The organism is Streptomyces sp. NPDC060000 (assembly GCF_042737375.1).
Taxonomy (GTDB): Bacteria; Actinomycetota; Actinomycetes; order Streptomycetales; family Streptomycetaceae; genus Streptomyces.
In genome coordinates, this window is record NZ_JBHWUU010000071.1 from 35,808 (window position 1) to 52,054 (window position 16,247).

12 protein-coding genes and 1 pseudogene are annotated in these 16,247 nt (G+C 71.1%); 5 read left to right on the forward strand and 8 right to left on the reverse strand.

What is annotated here, in order from left to right; all coding sequences use genetic code 11:
* Positions 1 to 249: 249 nt before the first annotated feature.
* The 3 genes from ACFWBB_RS31515 to ACFWBB_RS31525 all read right to left on the reverse strand — a co-directional run bounded on the left by ACFWBB_RS31515 (position 250) and on the right by ACFWBB_RS31525 (position 3,448).
* Complete coding sequence (locus ACFWBB_RS31515; protein WP_385279117.1) at positions 250 to 963, reverse strand: XRE family transcriptional regulator; 714 nt, start codon at positions 961 to 963, stop codon at positions 250 to 252.
* A gap of 83 nt (positions 964 to 1,046) precedes the next feature.
* Complete coding sequence (locus ACFWBB_RS31520) at positions 1,047 to 1,742, reverse strand: response regulator (protein WP_385279119.1); 696 nt, start codon at positions 1,740 to 1,742, stop codon at positions 1,047 to 1,049.
* Positions 1,739 to 3,448, reverse strand: coding sequence for an ATP-binding protein (locus ACFWBB_RS31525; RefSeq protein ID WP_385279121.1), 1,710 nt, complete (start codon positions 3,446 to 3,448; stop codon positions 1,739 to 1,741). The genes ACFWBB_RS31520 and ACFWBB_RS31525 overlap by 4 nt, the downstream gene beginning before the upstream one ends.
* 123 nt (positions 3,449 to 3,571) lie before the next feature.
* On the opposite strand from ACFWBB_RS31525, the gene ACFWBB_RS31530 reads away from it, so the two are divergent.
* Positions 3,572 to 5,008 carry a cation:dicarboxylate symporter family transporter gene (locus ACFWBB_RS31530; protein WP_385279142.1) on the forward strand — a complete coding sequence of 479 codons (1,437 nt, stop codon included), beginning with the start codon at positions 3,572 to 3,574 and terminating at the stop codon, positions 5,006 to 5,008.
* A gap of 126 nt (positions 5,009 to 5,134) precedes the next feature.
* Here the strand turns inward: ACFWBB_RS31530 and ACFWBB_RS31535 are convergent, their stop codons facing one another.
* A complete protein-coding gene (locus ACFWBB_RS31535; RefSeq protein WP_385279123.1) occupies positions 5,135 to 6,109 on the reverse strand; it encodes an NAD-dependent epimerase/dehydratase family protein in 975 nt (324 codons plus the stop codon).
* A gap of 45 nt (positions 6,110 to 6,154) precedes the next feature.
* On the opposite strand from ACFWBB_RS31535, the gene ACFWBB_RS31540 reads away from it, so the two are divergent.
* The 4 genes from ACFWBB_RS31540 (at position 6,155) to ACFWBB_RS31555 (ending at position 9,873) form a co-directional block, all read left to right on the forward strand.
* Complete coding sequence (locus ACFWBB_RS31540; protein WP_385279126.1) at positions 6,155 to 6,664, forward strand: Lrp/AsnC family transcriptional regulator; 510 nt, start codon at positions 6,155 to 6,157, stop codon at positions 6,662 to 6,664.
* 29 nt (positions 6,665 to 6,693) lie between these two features.
* Positions 6,694 to 7,122: a MerR family transcriptional regulator gene (locus ACFWBB_RS31545; protein WP_020131119.1), complete on the forward strand. Its 429-nt coding sequence runs from the start codon at positions 6,694 to 6,696 to the stop codon at positions 7,120 to 7,122.
* Positions 7,119 to 7,466: a thioredoxin family protein gene (locus ACFWBB_RS31550; protein ID WP_385279128.1), complete on the forward strand. Its 348-nt coding sequence runs from the start codon at positions 7,119 to 7,121 to the stop codon at positions 7,464 to 7,466. The genes ACFWBB_RS31545 and ACFWBB_RS31550 overlap by 4 nt, the downstream gene beginning before the upstream one ends.
* Positions 7,467 to 7,644: 178 nt before the next feature.
* Positions 7,645 to 9,873, forward strand: coding sequence for a HelD family protein (locus ACFWBB_RS31555; RefSeq protein WP_385279130.1), 2,229 nt, complete (start codon positions 7,645 to 7,647; stop codon positions 9,871 to 9,873).
* A gap of 162 nt (positions 9,874 to 10,035) precedes the next feature.
* Here ACFWBB_RS31555 and glgB read toward each other — a convergent pair whose 3' ends face one another.
* The 4 genes and pseudogenes from glgB to ACFWBB_RS31575 all read right to left on the reverse strand — a co-directional run.
* Entirely contained in the window at positions 10,036 to 12,513 is a 2,478-nt protein-coding gene (gene glgB, locus ACFWBB_RS31560; protein WP_385279132.1) for a 1,4-alpha-glucan branching enzyme, read from the reverse strand.
* Between the two features lie 13 nt (positions 12,514 to 12,526).
* Positions 12,527 to 13,906, reverse strand: coding sequence for a phosphotransferase (locus tag ACFWBB_RS31565; RefSeq protein ID WP_385279134.1), 1,380 nt, complete (start codon positions 13,904 to 13,906; stop codon positions 12,527 to 12,529).
* A gap of 92 nt (positions 13,907 to 13,998) precedes the next feature.
* On the reverse strand, positions 13,999 to 15,717 hold the full coding sequence (gene treS, locus ACFWBB_RS31570; RefSeq protein ID WP_385279136.1) for a maltose alpha-D-glucosyltransferase: 1,719 nt from the start codon (positions 15,715 to 15,717) through the stop codon (positions 13,999 to 14,001).
* Positions 15,714 to 16,247, reverse strand: a pseudogene (locus tag ACFWBB_RS31575) (alpha-1,4-glucan--maltose-1-phosphate maltosyltransferase); the annotation flags it as partial. The pseudogene ACFWBB_RS31575 and the gene treS, both read right to left, overlap by 4 nt.

Here is a 16,247-nt window from a genome sequence, read left to right on the forward strand (position 1 = left end):
GGCCGCCCGGCGTTTTGCCCGCTGCCGACTGCCCGCTGCCCGCTGCCGGCTCGGCCGCCCGGCGGGTTCGTCTGCTGGGCGGTTTCGGTCGCCCGGCGGTCCGTCTTCCGGACGGTTGGGCCGCCGCCGGGCGGTTCGCCTTCTGAGCGGCTCGGCCCGCCCGGCGGTCCGTCTTGGACGGTTCGGCCGCCAGGTGTTTTGCCTGCTGGGCGGTTCGCCGGCCGGAACCGTTCCTACGCGGTCCGGGTTTTACGCGGTCCGGGTTTCGAGGGTTGTCCAGAAGGTGTCGACGATCCGGTTCAGGAAGTCCCGGCCGGCCTCGCTCGCCTCGTCGGCCGCACTGCCGTCGCCCCGGCTCGGCGTGGCGGCCAGCTGCCCCTGGTAGGCCCGGTGCAGATCCTGGAGGGTCTCCTCCAGCAGACGCCGGTCCAGGGGAACGATCCGGCTCACGGGTCCGACGTAGGCCTGCCAGCGCGTGCGCGCGGCGGTGCGCAGCAGGTCGGCCAGCCTGCCCTCGTGCCCGGTGACGGTGATCAGGTCGGGCAGCGAGAGGCCGAGCAGCTCGGCGAGGGCGGCGGACTGCCGGTCCGTGCCACGCCACTGCCCGCTCTCCTCCATCCGCGTGTACGCCAGGAACTCGTGCCCCACGGCCCGGGCCACGTCCTCGGGGGCGAAGCCGCGGGCGACGCGGTGTTCGCGCAGGGTGCGCGGCCTGCCGATCAGCTCCCCCGGAGAACACCACAACACGCCCGCCAGGGCGGTGAGTTCGGAATACGCCGGGGTGAGTGTCCCGCGTTCCCAGGCGATGACGAGGTCGGGGGTGGCGTGCGGAAGCGCGTAGGAGGCGCGAAGGCCGTGGGCGACGTGGTCCGGGGTCATGCCGAGGGCCGCGCGGAGCCTGCGGGCGGCGGGAGCGTTGAAGGGGGGACCTGGCTGACGGGTGTGGGTCGGAGGTCTGGGCACGGGGGACAAGGTAGGGGCCCGGGAGCGCGGTGACTACCGGGTGTTCGGACATGGTCACCGGTTGTGGAAACCTGCGGGGGTCTTCACTTCCCCCGGGTCGTCCGCACCCACCGGTACACCAGTTCCGGCCTCCCGACCTGCCCGTACAGCGGCTTGCGCTCGGCCCGTCCCGCCTCGACCAGATGCTCCAGATAGCGCCGGGCCGTGATGCGGGAGATGCCCACCGCCTCGGCGACCCCCGCCGCGGTCAGCCCCTCCGCCGCCTCCCGTACGACCTCCGTCACCCGCTCAAGCGTCGGCGCGCTCAGCCCCTTGGGCAGGGCGGCGGGCCCCGGCGCGCGCAGGGCCGCCAGCGCCCGGTCGACCTCGTCCTGGCCGCTCGCCTCACCCGCGGCGCCCCGGAACTCGGCGTACCGCACCAGCCGGTCCCGGAGCGTCGCGAAGGTGAAGGGCTTCAGTACGTACTGCACGACCCCGAGGGAGACGCCCTCCCGCACCACGGTCAGGTCCCGCGCCGACGTCACCGCTATCACGTCCGCGTGATAGCCCGCCGCCCGCAGCGAGCGGGCCAGCTGGAGCCCGTGCGCGTCGGGCAGGTGCAGGTCGAGGAGCAGCAGGTCCACCGGCGTACGGTCCAGCAGGCGCCGGGCCTCCGCACCGGTGTGCGCCTTGCCCACCGCGACGAATCCGGGCACCCTTCCCACGTACATCACATGGGCGTCCGCGGCGACCGGATCGTCCTCCACCACCAGCACTCTGATCGGCTCGTCACTCGTCATCCCTTGCCTCCAGACCCCGGCCCCGACACGGCCTCACCGGACGCGGTCTTACCGGACCCGGACGTCCCGGGCTCGCCGGCGACAGCCGTCCCGGTACGTCCGGGCCCGGCCGTCGCCCGCAGCGGCAGGCGCACCAGGAACTCCGCCCCGCCGCCCGCGGCCTCCGCCACCGACAGCGTGCCCTCGTGCCGCTGTACCGCCTGCCGGACCAGGGCCAGGCCGAGGCCCCGCCCGCCCGGCCCCGCCGGCTTCGTCGAGAAGCCGCGCTCGAAGACCAGCGAGGCGTGCGCGGGATCCACTCCCGCGCCGGTGTCCGCCACCCGCAGCAGCAGCTCGGCGCCCTCTGTGGCGGCGGTCACCGTGACCTGCGCCCGGGTGCTCCCCTGGGCCGCGTCCACCGCGTTGTCGATCAGGTTGCCCAGGATCGTCACCAGGTCCCTCGCGGGGAGCGACTCCGGCAGCAGACCGTCGTCCAGCGTGCTCTCCTGCGACACCACGAGTTCCACGCCCCGCTCGTTCGCCTGGGCCGTCTTGCCCAGCAGCAGGGCCGCCAGGACCGGTTCGCTGACCGCCGCGACCACCTGGTCCGTCAGTGCCTGGGCCAGTTCCAGCTCGGACGTCGCGAAGTCCACCGCCTCCTCCGCCCGGCCCAGCTCGATCAGCGACACCACGGTGTGCAGGCGGTTCGCCGCCTCGTGGGCCTGGGAGCGCAGCGCCTGTGTGAAGCCGCGTTCGGAGTCCAACTCGCCCATGACGGACTGGAGTTCGGTCACATCACGCAGGGTGACCACGGCGCCCCTGCGCTCGCCGCCCGACACCGGGGAGGTGTTCACCACGAGCACCCGGTCCGCCGTGAGGTGCACCTCGTCCACCCGGGGCTCCGAGGAGAGCAGCGCGCCCGTCAGGGGGGCCGGCAGGCCGAGGTTCGCCACCGACATGCCCACCACCTTCCCCGAGACGCCCAGCAGCTCCCGGCCTCCGTCGTTGATGAGCGCCACCTTGTACTGCCCGTCCAGCATCAGCAACCCCTCCCGCACCGCGTGCAGCGCGGCCTGGTGGTAGTCGTGCATCCGGCTGAGCTCGGCCGCGTTCATGCCGTGGGTGTGCCGGCGCAGGGACGCGTTGATGACGTACGTGCCGATCGCGCCGAGGGCGAGCGCGCCGACGGCCACCGCGAACAGCGCCGTCACCTGGTCCTGCACCCGCTTGCTGATCGACTCGACCTTGATGCCCGCGCTGACCAGGCCGATGATCCGGTCACCCTCCTCTATCGGGGTGACCGCGCGGACGGACGCGCCGAGCGTGCCGGTGTAGGTCTCGGTGAACGAGTCGCCCTTCAGGGCCTTCGCCGTGTTGCCCCGGAAGCGCTGGCCGATCTGGGTCTTGTCCGGGTGGGTCCAGCGGATGCCCTCCGGATTCATGATCGTGACGAAGTCGACCTCCGTGTCCTTCATGACCCGCAGGGCGTACGGCTGGAGCTGGGCGGTGGGCTTCGCGGTGTGGATCGCCGCCCGCACCGAGGGGGAGTCGGCGACCGAGCGGGCGACGGCCGTGGCCTGGCGGCCCGCGGCCTCCTCGGCCTGGGTGCGGTCGCTGACGTACGTGAACAGCGCGTATCCCGCGACGACGACCGCTATCAGCACGGCCTGCATGGCGAAGAGCTGGCCGGCCAGGCTGCGGGGTCGGGGGAGGGCGGGGATGCGCATGTCGTCAGTGTGCCCCCGAGGTTAAGTGTGAACTAAATGAACGGAAGGGTGACCGCCCTCACAGGGCGGGAGATAGTCACGGCATTCCCCCATAACTCCCCGGACGTGAGCCGCACGCCGGTGATGCCGACGAAGACGTCAAGGAGGGCAGCCGTGGCCGCCAGCAGCACCCCCGATACGGCACCTGCCGCACCCGCAGTCAAGCGGGACCGCACCCACTACCTGTACATCGCTGTGATCGTCGCGGTGGCGCTCGGCATCGCGGTGGGCCTGATCTGGCCCGACGCCGGCGTCGAGCTGAAGCCGCTGGGCACGGGCTTCGTGAACCTGATCAAGATGATGATCTCGCCGATCATCTTCTGCACGATCGTGCTGGGCATCGGGTCCGTACGCAAGGCCGCCAAGGTCGGCGCCGTCGGCGGTATCGCCCTCGGCTACTTCACGGTGATGTCGCTCGTCGCGCTCACGATCGGCCTCGTCGTCGGCAACGTCCTGCACCCGGGCGACGGGATGCACCTGACCGACGCGATCAAGGCGACCGGGCACGACCAGGTGTCCGCCGACGCGCTGCCGCCGGTCGACTTCGTCCTGTCGATCATTCCGTTGACGTTCGTCTCGGCCTTCACCGAGGGCCAGGTGCTGCAGACCCTGCTCGTCGCGCTGCTCGCCGGGTTCGCCCTGCAGGCGATGGGGCCGGTCGGCCAGCCGGTCCTGCGCGGCGTCGAGCACATCCAGCGGCTCGTCTTCCGCATCCTCGCCATGGTCATGTGGGCGGCCCCGATCGGCGCCTTCGGCGCCATCGCCGCCGTGGTCGGTTCGGCCGGTGTGGACGCGCTGAAGAGCCTCGCCGTGCTGATGCTCGGGTTCTACGCGACCTGTTTCCTGTTCGTCTTCATCGTGCTCGCGGCCCTGCTGCGCGCCTTCACGGGCCTGAACATCCTCAAGCTCTTCAGGTACCTGGGCCGTGAGTTCCTGCTGATCCTGTCCACCTCCTCCTCCGAGTCCGCGCTGCCGCGGCTCATCGCGAAGATGGAGCACCTGGGCGTCAGCAAGCCCGTCGTCGGCATCACCGTCCCGACCGGCTACTCCTTCAACCTCGACGGCACCATGATCTACATGACCATGGCGTCGCTGTACATCGCCGACGCGATGGGCACCCCGATGTCGCTCGGCGAGCAGATCCCGCTGCTCCTGTTCCTGCTCCTCGCCTCCAAGGGCGCGGCCGGCGTCAGCGGCGCGGGTCTGGCCACCCTGGCCGGCGGCCTCCAGTCGCACAAGCCCGCCCTGGTGGACGGCATCGGCCTCATCGTCGGCATCGACCGCTTCATGAGCGAGGCCCGCGCCCTCACCAACTTCGCCGGCAACGCCGTCGCCACCGTCCTGATCGGCACCTGGACCAAGGAGATCGACAAGGAGCGGGTCCAGCTGGTGCTCGCCGGCGGGCTGCCCTTCGACGAGAAGACCCTGCTCGACGAGGACGAGGCCGGCGTCGGGACCGCCCCGGCGGACGCCCTGCCCGAGCAGCGTGAGGACGGCGAGAAGGAACTCGCCAAGGCCTAGGCCCTGTCCGCACCCTCCCGACTCCGGGTGTCCGGCCCCGCCTGAACCGGGGCCGGACGCCCGGGCCCAGCCCCACCGTCTCCGGGCGGCCGAGCACTCCCCCGTGGCTCGGTCGCCCGGTTTTTCTCATGCCCTTCCGCGACCCGGCGGCGGCGCGGGGCGGGTCACCTTCCCCAGGGTCTCGTCGGCCGCGCGGCCCAGCCACTGCCGTGCGTTGCCGAAGGTGAACCCGAGCCGGCCGGCGCGGGCGTTGTCCATGCCGTAGAAGCGGCGGAACGAGAGCGGGGACACCTCGCCGACCTCGACCTCCCGGAAGACCACCCGGCCGCCGGGGACCCGCGCCGCCACCGCCTCGCACACCTCGTGCGTGGTCAGCGTGGAGTGCGAGGCCGCGTTGACCGGGCCGGTGAAATCCTGGCCCACCGTCCAGAACAGGAAGTCGGCGATCTCCTCGACGTGGATGTACGTCGCCGGGTGGTTCACCGTCGGCACGGCGATCGGCTCACCCGCGCGGACGCGGGACGCGTAGTGCTCGAGGCGTCCGGTGAAGTCGTCGGTCCCGCCCAGCACATGGGCGACGCGCACGGCCACGTGCGGGAAGTCGGGAGCCGCCGCGAACACCGCCTCGGCCTGCCGCTTGCCCTCGCCGTAGTGGGAGTCGAGGAACCCCGGTTCGTCCCAGGGGAGGCCGAGATCCACCTCCACGCCCAGCGGGTCGAGGTCCTCCTCCCGCACCAGGGCGATGGAGTCCTCGTACTCGTACACCTCGACCGTCGACGTCAGCACGTGACGACGGGTCCGGCCGGCGAACACCCGGCGGGCGATCGCCGCCTGGCGCGGGGTGTAGCAGACCTGGTCGACGACGACGTCGAAGGTGCGGGTACCGAGCGCCGAGTCCAGCGCGTTCTCGTCGTCGCGGTCGGCGATCAGGTGGGTGGCGCCCGGAGGCGGCGCCGACGAGCCGCGATTCAGTACCGTCACCCGGTCCCCGGCGGCCAGCAGACGCGCGATCAGCCGCTTGCCGAAATACCGGTTCCCGCCGATGACCAACACCTCGCGGGCCTTTTCCTCCCGGGCCTTTCCCTCCTGCGTCTTTTCCATGACCATGATTCTCCCGGCGCAGCCGCGCGTACTGAAGGGGTGTTCATGGGAGTTCCGGCCGCCGCACCGAAAGAACCTCGGCAGGTACGGGCCGTCGCCGACGAAACGTCGGTGGCCTTCGACGCGGTGGACCGGCAGATCCTGGAACTGCTCCAGACCGACGGCCGGATCAAGCTCAGCGAGCTGGGCCGCAGGGTACGGCTGAGTCCGGCGGCGGTGACGGAGCGGGTGCGGCGGCTGGAGGCCGCGGGGGTCATCTGCGGCTACGGCGCGCACGTCAGCCCGGCCCGGCTCGGCTACGGCATACAGGCGTTCATCCGGGTCGACCCGCACGGTGGCTACAACCTGAGGCACCCCAGGACCCTGGAGCTGATCGAGCGCCCCGAGATCACCGAGGTGCACCACGTGGTGGGCGAGGACTGCTGGATCCTCAAGGTCGCCGTCCGGGACACCGTCCACCTGGAGGATGTCCTCGAGGCGGTCTCCGCCCTGGGCCGCACCACGACGTCGATCGTGCTCACCTCGCCGGTCGAGCGCAAGCCGCTCTTGCCTTGACGCGGGCGTCAAGGCTTACGTTCGTGGACATGCGCATCGGCGAGCTGGCCGCTCGGGCCGGGACCACCACCCGGACGCTGCGGTACTACGAGTCGCGCGGGCTGCTGCCCGCGCGACGTGGCGACAACGGGTACCGGACGTACGACGAGGGTGATCTGCGGCTGTTGCGGCAGATCAGGACCCTTCAGGACTTCGGGTTCGACCTGGAGGAGACCCGGCCCTTCGTGGAGTGTCTGCGGGCCGGGCACCCGGAGGGCGACTCGTGCCCGGCGTCGCTGGCGGTCTACCGGCGCAAGCTGGACGAGCTGGACGCGCTCATCGGGGAGCTGCGGGCGGTGCGGGAGACGGTCGCCGGGCAGCTCGTACGGGCCGAGCTGGCGCGCGACGAGCTGGCCGCCGAGGCGCGGGTTCCGGGGGGTCCGGAGCCCGAGTGCGAGCTGGGAGGGCAGGAACGGTGATCAAGGCGGACGGGGTGGCCGAGGTGACGGACGCGGACTTCGGGACGGAGGTGCTCGGGGCGGACCTGCCGGTGCTGGTGGAGTTCACCGCGGACTGGTGTCCGCCGTGCCGGCAGATGGGCCCTGTGCTCACCGCGCTCGCCGCGGAGGAGGGCGAGCGGCTGAAGGTGGTGCAGCTGGACGTGGACACCAACCCTGAGACCACCAACGCGTACCAGGTGCTGTCGATGCCGACGTTCATGGTGTTCCGGGCCGGTGAGCCCGTGAAGTCGATGGTGGGGGCCCGGCCCAAGCGCCGGCTCCTGGCAGAACTGGACGAGGTCCTGCCGGACAGGGGCCGGTGACCGCGTCGATCTGACGCCCTGTACGAGGAAATCCCCCGGGCAATTGCGCCCGGGGGATTTCTCTGCGTATATTTGATGGTTCGCGACTTCTAATGGATCGAGTCGCAAAGAAGCTCAGTGAGCACAGTATATGCGGGCGGGAGTGGAATTGTCAAACGCCGACTTTCCGGATAGTGAATTGCGCTGCGAACAGGAATTCATCGACGGCCTGTACGCGCGCGTGGACGCGCTGCGCGGCGACACCGAGGGCTCCGTCACGGACGCGCTCGCCCAGGGCAACACGCCCATGCAGGCCCGGCTCGAGCGGGACATCCTGGTCGCCGAACGCTCCGGGCTGCTCGCCGCGCTGAACGCGGTGGACGGCTCCCTCTGCTTCGGCCGCATCGACCTCACCTCCGGCACCGACCACCACATCGGCCGCATCGGCCTGCGCGCCGAGGACGCCGAGCGCACCCCGATCCTCATCGACTGGCGCGCCGACGTCGCCCGCCCCTTCTACCTGGCCACCGGCCACACCCCGATGGGGCTGCGCAGGCGCCGGCACCTCACCACCGAGGGACGCCGGGTCACCGCCCTGCACGACGAGATCCTCGACATCGGCGACACCACCCGCACCGGCCACGAGGACCCGACCGGCGACGCCGTACTGCTCGCCGCGCTGAACTCGGCACGCACCGGCCGCATGAACGACATCGTGCAGACCATCCAGGCCGAGCAGGACGAGATCATCCGGGCGCCGCACCGAGGGGTGCTGGTGGTCGAGGGCGGCCCCGGCACCGGCAAGACGGCCGTCGCCCTGCACCGCGCCGCCTATCTCCTCTACGAACACCGGGAGCTGCTCGCCAAGCGGGCCGTCCTGATCGTCGGCCCCAACCCCGCCTTCCTCGGTTACATCGGCGAGGTGCTGCCCTCGCTGGGCGAGACGGGCGTGCTGCTGGCGACGATCGGGGAACTCTTCCCCGGCGTTCGGGCGACGGCCACCGACACCCGCGAGGCGGCGGCCGTGAAGGGCCGTGCCGACATGGCGGACGTGCTCGCCGGCGTCGTACGCGACTGGCAGGCGCTGCCCGATCCGGTGATCGCGATCGGGCACGACCGCGAGATCCTGATGCTGGACGACGGCCTGGTGAACATGGCCCGCGAGCGCACCCGTGCCGCGGGGCTGCCGCACAACGCGGCCCGCGAGCACTTCGAGGGCCACATCCTCAACACGCTCACCGACATGGTCGCCGAACGCATCGGCACGGACCCCTACGACGGCTCGAACCTCCTCGACCCGAGCGACATCACCCAGATCCGCGACGAGCTCGCCGAGAACCCCGAGGTCTGGGCCGCCGTCGACCAGCTGTGGCCGCGGCTGACCCCGCAGCGCCTGGTCGCCGACTTCCTCGCCGACCCCGTGGGCCATGTCTCCGACGACGACGCGGCCGCCATCCGCCGCCCGGTGACCCGGGCCTGGACCGTGGCGGACGTCCCGTTGCTCGACGAGGCGGCCGAACTGCTCGGCGAGGACGACCGGGTGGCACGGGCCCGCGCGGAGCGCGAGCGCGAGACGCAGGTCGCCTACGCACAGGGCGTCCTGGACGTCTCCTACGCCTCCCGCACCTACGAGTTCGAGGACAAGCACGAGGAGGACTCCGAGGTCCTGTCCGCGCACGACATCATCGACGCCGAACGCTTCGCCGAACGCCACGAGGAGGACGACCACCGCAGTGCCGCCGAACGCGCGGCGGCCGACCGCACCTGGGCGTTCGGGCACATCATCGTCGACGAGGCGCAGGAGCTGTCGCCGATGGCGTGGCGGCTGCTGATGCGGCGCAGCCCGACCCGCTCCATGACCCTGGTCGGCGACCCGGCGCAGACCGCGGAGGCGGCGGGCGTCGGCTCCTGGGACAGGATCCTCCAGCCGTACGTCGACAACCGCTGGGAGCACACCCGGCTGGGCGTCAACTACCGCACCCCGGCCGAGATCATGGACGTGGCCGCGGCGGTGGTCCGCGCGGAGCATCCCGGCTTCGAGCCGCCGAGTTCGGTGCGGTCGACCGGCGTACGCCCGTGGGCGCGCGCCACCGCAGACCTCGCGGGCGCGGTCGCCGAGGCCGTCGGCGAACTGACCCCCGCCGAGGGCCGGCTCGCCGTCATCGCCCCGCGCGACCTGCACCGGAAGCTGGCGGCCCGGCTGGACGGGGTGACGGCGGGCGCCGAGCCGGACCTGACCCGCAACGTCGTGCTGCTCGACCCGCGCCAGTCCAAGGGCCTGGAGTTCGACTCCGTGCTGGTGGTGGAGCCCGCCCGGTACGGCACGAGCGACCTGTACGTGGCGCTGACCCGGGCGACCCAGCGGCTGGCGGTGCTCCACAGCAGGCCGCTGCCGAGGGCGCTGGCCGCGGCCCTGGAAGGAGCCTGAAGGAACCTGTGGGAGCTTGGCCCGACGCCGGATCAGCAGGACGTGCCGGCTCGTGCCGTGATCCCCGCGGGTGCGCGGCCGGTGCGGTGAGCGGATGTGGGAGGCAGGCCCACCCGCACACCACCGCACCGGCCGACAGCCCCGGTGAGGAGCGGACGCGGCTCAGGCGGGACGCAGCCACACCGTCGCCAGCGGAGGCAGCGTCAGCCGGACGCTCGCCGGCCGGCCGTGCAGGCCCTGCGGCTCCGGCTTGACCGGGTCGGGGTGCGCGACACCGCTGCCGCCGTACGCGGCCGCGTCGGTGTTGAGGACCTCGTGCCAGGCCGGGACGTCGTCGGGTATGCCGAGGCGGTAGTCCTGGCGGACGACGGGGGAGAGGTTGGAGACGGACAGCAGCGGGGACCCCTCGGCGTCGTAGCGCAGGAACGCGAAGACGTTGTCCTCGGCCGCGTCCCCGACCACCCACTGGAAACCGGCGGGGTCGGTGTCCCGCTGCCACAGGGCCGGCGCCGCCCGGTAGACGGTGTTCAGGTCGCGGACCAGGTCCCGCACACCCCGGTGGTCGGCCTCGGCGCCGTACGCCGGATCCAGCAGCCACCAGTCGGGGCCGTGCGCCTCGGACCACTCCGCGCCCTGGGCGAACTCCTGGCCCATGAAGAGGAGCTGCTTGCCCGGGTGGGCCCACATGTACGCCAGGTACGCCCGCAGCCCGGCGCGCTGCTGCCACCAGTCGCCGGGCATCTTCGACACCAGCGAGCGCTTCCCGTGCACCACCTCGTCGTGCGAGATGGGCAGCACGTAGTTCTCGCTGTAGGCGTACACCATCGAGAAGGTCATCTCGTGGTGGTGGTACCTGCGGTGCACCGGCTCGTGGCTCATGTACTCCAGCGAGTCGTGCATCCAGCCCATGTTCCACTTCAGCCCGAACCCGAGCCCGCCGAAGCCGCTCGGACCCGAGTGGTGCGTGGCCCGCGTGACGCCGTCCCAGGCCGTGGACTCCTCCGCGATCGTGACGACCCCGGGGCTGCGGCGGTAGACCGTCGCGTTCATCTCCTGGAGGAACGCCACCGCGTCCAGGTTCTCCCGGCCCCCGTGCTCGTTCGGGGTCCACTGGCCCGGCTCGCGCGAGTAGTCGAGGTAGAGCATCGAGGCGACGGCGTCCACCCGTAGCCCGTCGATGTGGAACTCCTCGCACCAGTAGGTGGCGTTGGCCACCAGGAAGTTGCGCACCTCGCGTCGCCCGAAGTCGAATTCGAGCGTCCCCCAGTCGGGATGCGCGGCGCGCAGCGGGTCCTCGTGCTCGTACAGCGGACGTCCGTCGAACTCGGCGAGGGCCCATTCGTCGCGCGGGAAGTGCGCCGGCACCCAGTCCATCAGGACCCCGATGCCGGCCCGGTGCAACGCGTCCACCAGGTACTTGAAGTCGTCGGGAGTGCCGAGCCGGGCCGTGGGCGCGTAGAAACCGGTGACCTGGTAGCCCCACGAGCCGCCGAAGGGATGCTCGGCGACCGGCATCAGCTCGACATGGGTGAAGCCCAGGTCCCCGACATAGGCGGGCAGCTGCTCCGCGAGCTGACGATACGTCAGTCCCCGTCGCCAGGACGCCAGATGGACCTCGTAGACGGAGAACGGGGCCTCGTGGACGGGTATCTCGGCGCGCCGGGCCAGCCACTCCTCGTCGCCCCACTCGTAGTGCGAGGCGTGCACGATCGAGGAGGTCGCCGGCGGGACCTCCGTACGCCTGGCCATCGGGTCGGCGCGCAGGGTGTGCGAGCCGTCGGGGCGGGTGATGTCGAACTTGTACAGCTCGCCCTCGCCGACCCCGGGCACGAACAGTTCCCAGACCCCGGACGAGCCGAGCGACCGCATCGGGTACCCCGTGCCGTCCCAGAAGTTGAAGGTGCCGGCCAGCCGCACCCCGCGCGCGTTCGGCGCCCACACGGAGAACGAGGTGCCGCTCACGCCCTCATGGGTCCTCGGATGGGCACCGAGCACCGTCCACAGCTGCTCGTGCCGGCCCTCACCGATCAGGTGCAGGTCCAGGTCACCCAGCGTGGGCAGGAACCGATAGGCGTCCTCGGTCTCCACGGTCGTGCTCTCGTAGGCCACGAGCAGCCGGTGGGCCGGGACCTCCGTCAGGGGCAGCAGGGCGGAGAAGAAGCCGTCGCCGTCGTCGTGGAGCTCGGCGCGCAGGTCCCCCGCCAGCACGGTCACGGACCGCGCGTACGGGCGCAGCGCCCGGAAGACGACTCCGCCGGGCACCTGATGCGCGCCGAGCACGGAGTGGGGATCGTGATGGGTGCCGTGCAGCAGGCGTTCACGGTCTGCGGGGCCGAGGGCGGGGTCGACCGCCGTGCCGGGAGTGCTGCCGACGCTGTCCACGGGGGGTTTCCCGGACTTCTCGGGCTTCTTCGCGGCGCCCTCCGCCGCTGCCCCGGCTGCCGCTGCTGCCGCCTCTGCCTCTGCCGCCGCCTCTGCTGCTGCCGCTGTCTCCTTCGCCATGGCCTTCTCGCCCGCCGCCTTCGCCTTCTTGCCCGTCGTCTTCCTGCTCGCCGCCTTCTGGGCCGCCGCCTTCTTGGTCACCGCTTTCTTCGCGGTGGCCTTCTTCTTCGCGGTGGCCTTCTTCTTCGGGGGAGTCACGTACGGAGCCTCCTCAAGGCAGGTCGGGTGCGGCGAGGCGGTGTATCGCGGAAAGGGGTACGGGCAGCCAGTCGGGGCGGTGCCGTGCCTCGTAGACGACCTCGTAGACCGCCTTGTCCGTCTCGTGGGCCCGCAGCAGTACGGGGTCGGTGCGCGGGTCGGCACCCGCCACCTCGGCGTACCCGGAACAGTAGGCCGCCCGGCAGGCGTGTGCCCAGGCCGGGGCCGGCGGCTCCGCGGAGTGGGCGGCGTAGTCGAAGGAACGCAGCATGCCCGCCACGTCCCGCACGGTCGGCTGGGCCATCCGCCGCTCGGCCAGCGGCCTGGCGGGTTCCCCCTCGAAGTCGATCAGCGACCACTGTCCGGAGGCCGAGCGCAGACACTGCCCGAGGTGCAGATCGCCGTGGACGCGCTGGGCGGTCCAGGTGTGGCCCTCGGCCGCGAGGTCGGCCAGCGCGGTGAAGGCGGTGCGCAGCGCGGGCGCGTACGGGCGCAGCGCGGGCACCGCCTGCGCGGCCGCGTCGAGCCGCTCGGTCATGCCGTCCACCATCGGACGTATCTGTGCCTGGCCCAGCGTCGCCGTGGGCAGCGCCCGGGCGAGCGCACCGTGCACCTCGGCGGTGGCCCGCCCCAGCGCGCGTGCCTCGGCGGCGAAGTCCTCGCCCTTGGCCAGTTCCCGCAGGGCCAGCTCCCAGCCGTCCGCCGCGCCCTGCACATACGGCTGGAGCACGGCCAGGACGTACGGCTCGGCCCCGCCCTCGTCCGGGTCCCCGTACATCCACGCGGTCGGCGCGGGCACCCGGGGGCAGCCCTCGCGGGCCAGCGCCAGCGGCAGCTCCAGGTCGGGGTTGACCCCCGGCACGACCCGGCGCAGCAGCTTCAGGATGAACGTATCTCCATAGATGAGGGACGAGTTCGACTGCTCGCCCGTCAGGCGGCGCGGGACCAGCCCCGACCGGATCTCCTGCTCCGGGTCCCGCTCGCAGCGCAGCCCGCCGATCCGGGCCCCGGTGCGCAGGGCCTCCAGGAGCACCTCGGCGGGCCGGGTGTCGTACAGGGCGTCGAAGGCGGTCTGCCCGGCCAGCGGCCCCTGTGTCACATGTCCGATCAGGGCGGGCGCCAGCCGGGGCGGGAGGGCCGCGCGGACGCCGATCAGAAGCTGGTAGCAGTCCCCGGGCCCCGCCTGCTGCTGGGCGCGCACGAGCAGGTGGTACAGCCCGGGCCTGGTGCCGACCGGGAGCAGTTCGGTGGCCGCGACCAGCGAGAACCCGCTGATGGGATGCCCTTTGCCGGCGAACCAGCGCTGCCGGGGCAGCCACTCGCGCAGCAGGGGGTCCAGCGATATGAGGAGGCCGGGGTCCGTTCGGCCGGAGACTGTGACAGTTGCCGCCATAGGTGTCACATTCCTTTCCCCGGGGGGTCGGGGTCGGGGCGTTACTGTTGCGTGCCCCGGGCGGGGCGGGGGAAACCGCCCCGCCCGGACTTCTAGGCCGCGTCCCTGCGCAGCCTGAACCAGTAGAAGCCGTGGCCCGCCATGGTCAGCAGGTACGGCAGGTCACCGACCGCCGGGAAACGCACCCCGCCGAACAGCTCCACCGGGTACCGCCCCTTGAACCGGCTCAGGTCCAGTTCCGTGGGCTGCGCGAACCGCGAGAAGTTGTGCACGCACAGCACCAGGTCGTCCCCGCCGTCCTCCGTCAGGGGAGCCTCGCGCAGGAAGGCGAGGACGGCCGGGTTGGAGGACTGGAGTTCGGTGTAGGTCCCGAGGCCGAAGGCGGGGTTCTGCTTGCGGATCTCGATCATCCGGCGGGTCCAGTGCAGCAACGACGAGGGCGACGACATCGACGCCTCGACGTTGGTGACCTGGTACCCGTAGACGGGGTCCATGATGGTCGGCAGGACCAGCCGCCCGGGGTCACAGGACGAAAAACCCGCGTTGCGATCGGGTGTCCACTGCATGGGGGTGCGGACGGCGTCGCGGTCGCCGAGCCAGATGTTGTCGCCCATGCCGATCTCGTCGCCGTAGTAGAGGATCGGCGAGCCGGGCAGGGAGAGCAGCAGTGCCGTGAAGAGCTCGATCTGGTTGCGGTCGTTCTCCAGCAGAGGCGCGAGGCGGCGGCGGATGCCGATGTTGGCGCGCATACGCGGGTCTTTCGCGTATTCCGCGTACATGTAGTCGCGTTCCTCGTCGGTGACCATTTCGAGGGTGAGCTCGTCATGGTTGCGCAGGAAGATTCCCCATTGGCAGCGGGAGGGGATAGCGGGGGTTTTCGCGAGGATTTCCGAGACGGGGTAGCGGGATTCCCGGCGGACCGCCATGAAGATGCGGGGCATGACCGGGAAGTGGAACGCCATGTGGCATTCGTCGCCGCCGGAGGCGTAGTCGCCGAAGTAGTCGACGACGTCCTCGGGCCACTGGTTGGCCTCGGCCAGGATCACCGTGTCCGGGTAGGCGGCGTCGATCTCCTTGCGGACCCGCTTCAGGAACTCGTGCGTGGCGGGGAGGTTCTCGCAGTTCGTGCCCTCCTCGGCGTACAGGTAGGGCACGGCGTCGAGGCGGAAGCCGTCGATGCCCAGGTCCAGCCAGAACCGCAGGGCGGAGATCATCTCCTCCTGGACGGCCGGGTTCTCGTAGTTGAGGTCCGGCTGGTGGGAGAAGAAGCGGTGGAAGAAGTACTGCTTGCGGACGGGGTCGAAGGTCCAGTTGGAGACTTCGGTGTCGACGAAGATGATGCGGGCGTCGGCGTACTGTTTGTCGTCGTCGGCCCACATGTAGTAGTCGCCGTAGGGTCCGTCGGGGTCTTTTCTCGATTCCTGGAACCACGGGTGCTGGTCGCTGGTGTGGTTCATGACGAAGTCGATGATGACGCGCATGCCGCGTTGGTGGGCGGCGTCGACGAATTCCACGAAGTCGGCGAGGTCGCCGAATTCGGGGAGGACGGCGGTGTAGTCGGATACGTCGTATCCGCCGTCGCGCAGGGGTGATTTGAAGAAGGGTGGCAGCCAGAGGCAGTCGACTCCGAGCCATTGCAGGTAGTCGAGTTTGGCGGTGATGCCCTTGAGGTCGCCGACGCCGTCGCCGTTGCTGTCCTGGAAGGAGCGGACGAGGACCTCGTAGAACACGGCGCGTTTGAACCACTCGGGGTCGCGGTCCTTGGCGGGAGTGTCCTCGAAGGTGTCCGGAACGGGCTCGTTGACGATCATGTTGTGGGTGACCCTCCGATCTGCGGGTAGGACGGTCGCAGGACGGTGAGTACGTGCGCGGGCCGGGTGCCCGGTTCGAGGCGCACGTAGTTGGCCCTGCCCCAGTGGTAGGTCTCGCCGGTGAGCTCGTCGCGCACCGGCACCGACTCGTGCCAGTCCAGGCCGAGTTGCGGCATGTCCAACGACACCGTCGCCTCCTGGGTGTGGTGGGGGTCGAGGTTGACGATCACCAGAACCGTGTTCGAACCGCTCTTCTCCGCGCTCCTCTTCGAGTAGGCGATCACCGTTTCCTTGTCGGTGGGATGGAAGTGCAGATCGCGCAGTTGATGCAGGGCCGGGTTCGCGCGCCGGATCTCGTTGAGCCGCGTGATCAGGGGGGCGAGGCTGCGGCCCTCCCGTTCGGCCGCCGCCCAGTCACGGGGCCTGAGCTGGTACTTCTCCGAGTCGAGGTATTCCTCGCTGCCCTCCTTGAGCGCCGTGCCCTCGCAGAGTTCGTAGCCGCTGTAGACGCCCCAGGTGGGGGAGAGGGT

Bases quoted from the DNA above. Each gene is read 5' to 3' on its own strand.
- ACFWBB_RS31565 (WP_385279134.1), bottom strand. From the start codon at position 13,906: ATGGCGGCAACTGTCACAGTCTCCGGCCGAACGGACCCCGGCCTCCTC.
- ACFWBB_RS31545 (WP_020131119.1), top strand. From the start codon at position 6,694: ATGCGCATCGGCGAGCTGGCCGCTCGGGCCGGGACCACCACCCGGACG.
- ACFWBB_RS31520 (WP_385279119.1), bottom strand. From the start codon at position 1,742: ATGACGAGTGACGAGCCGATCAGAGTGCTGGTGGTGGAGGACGATCCG.
- ACFWBB_RS31540 (WP_385279126.1), top strand. From the start codon at position 6,155: ATGGGAGTTCCGGCCGCCGCACCGAAAGAACCTCGGCAGGTACGGGCC.
- ACFWBB_RS31535 (WP_385279123.1), bottom strand. From the start codon at position 6,109: ATGGAAAAGACGCAGGAGGGAAAGGCCCGGGAGGAAAAGGCCCGCGAG.
- treS (WP_385279136.1), bottom strand. From the start codon at position 15,717: ATGATCGTCAACGAGCCCGTTCCGGACACCTTCGAGGACACTCCCGCC.
- ACFWBB_RS31530 (WP_385279142.1), top strand. From the start codon at position 3,572: ATGCCGACGAAGACGTCAAGGAGGGCAGCCGTGGCCGCCAGCAGCACC.
- ACFWBB_RS31525 (WP_385279121.1), bottom strand. From the start codon at position 3,448: ATGCGCATCCCCGCCCTCCCCCGACCCCGCAGCCTGGCCGGCCAGCTC.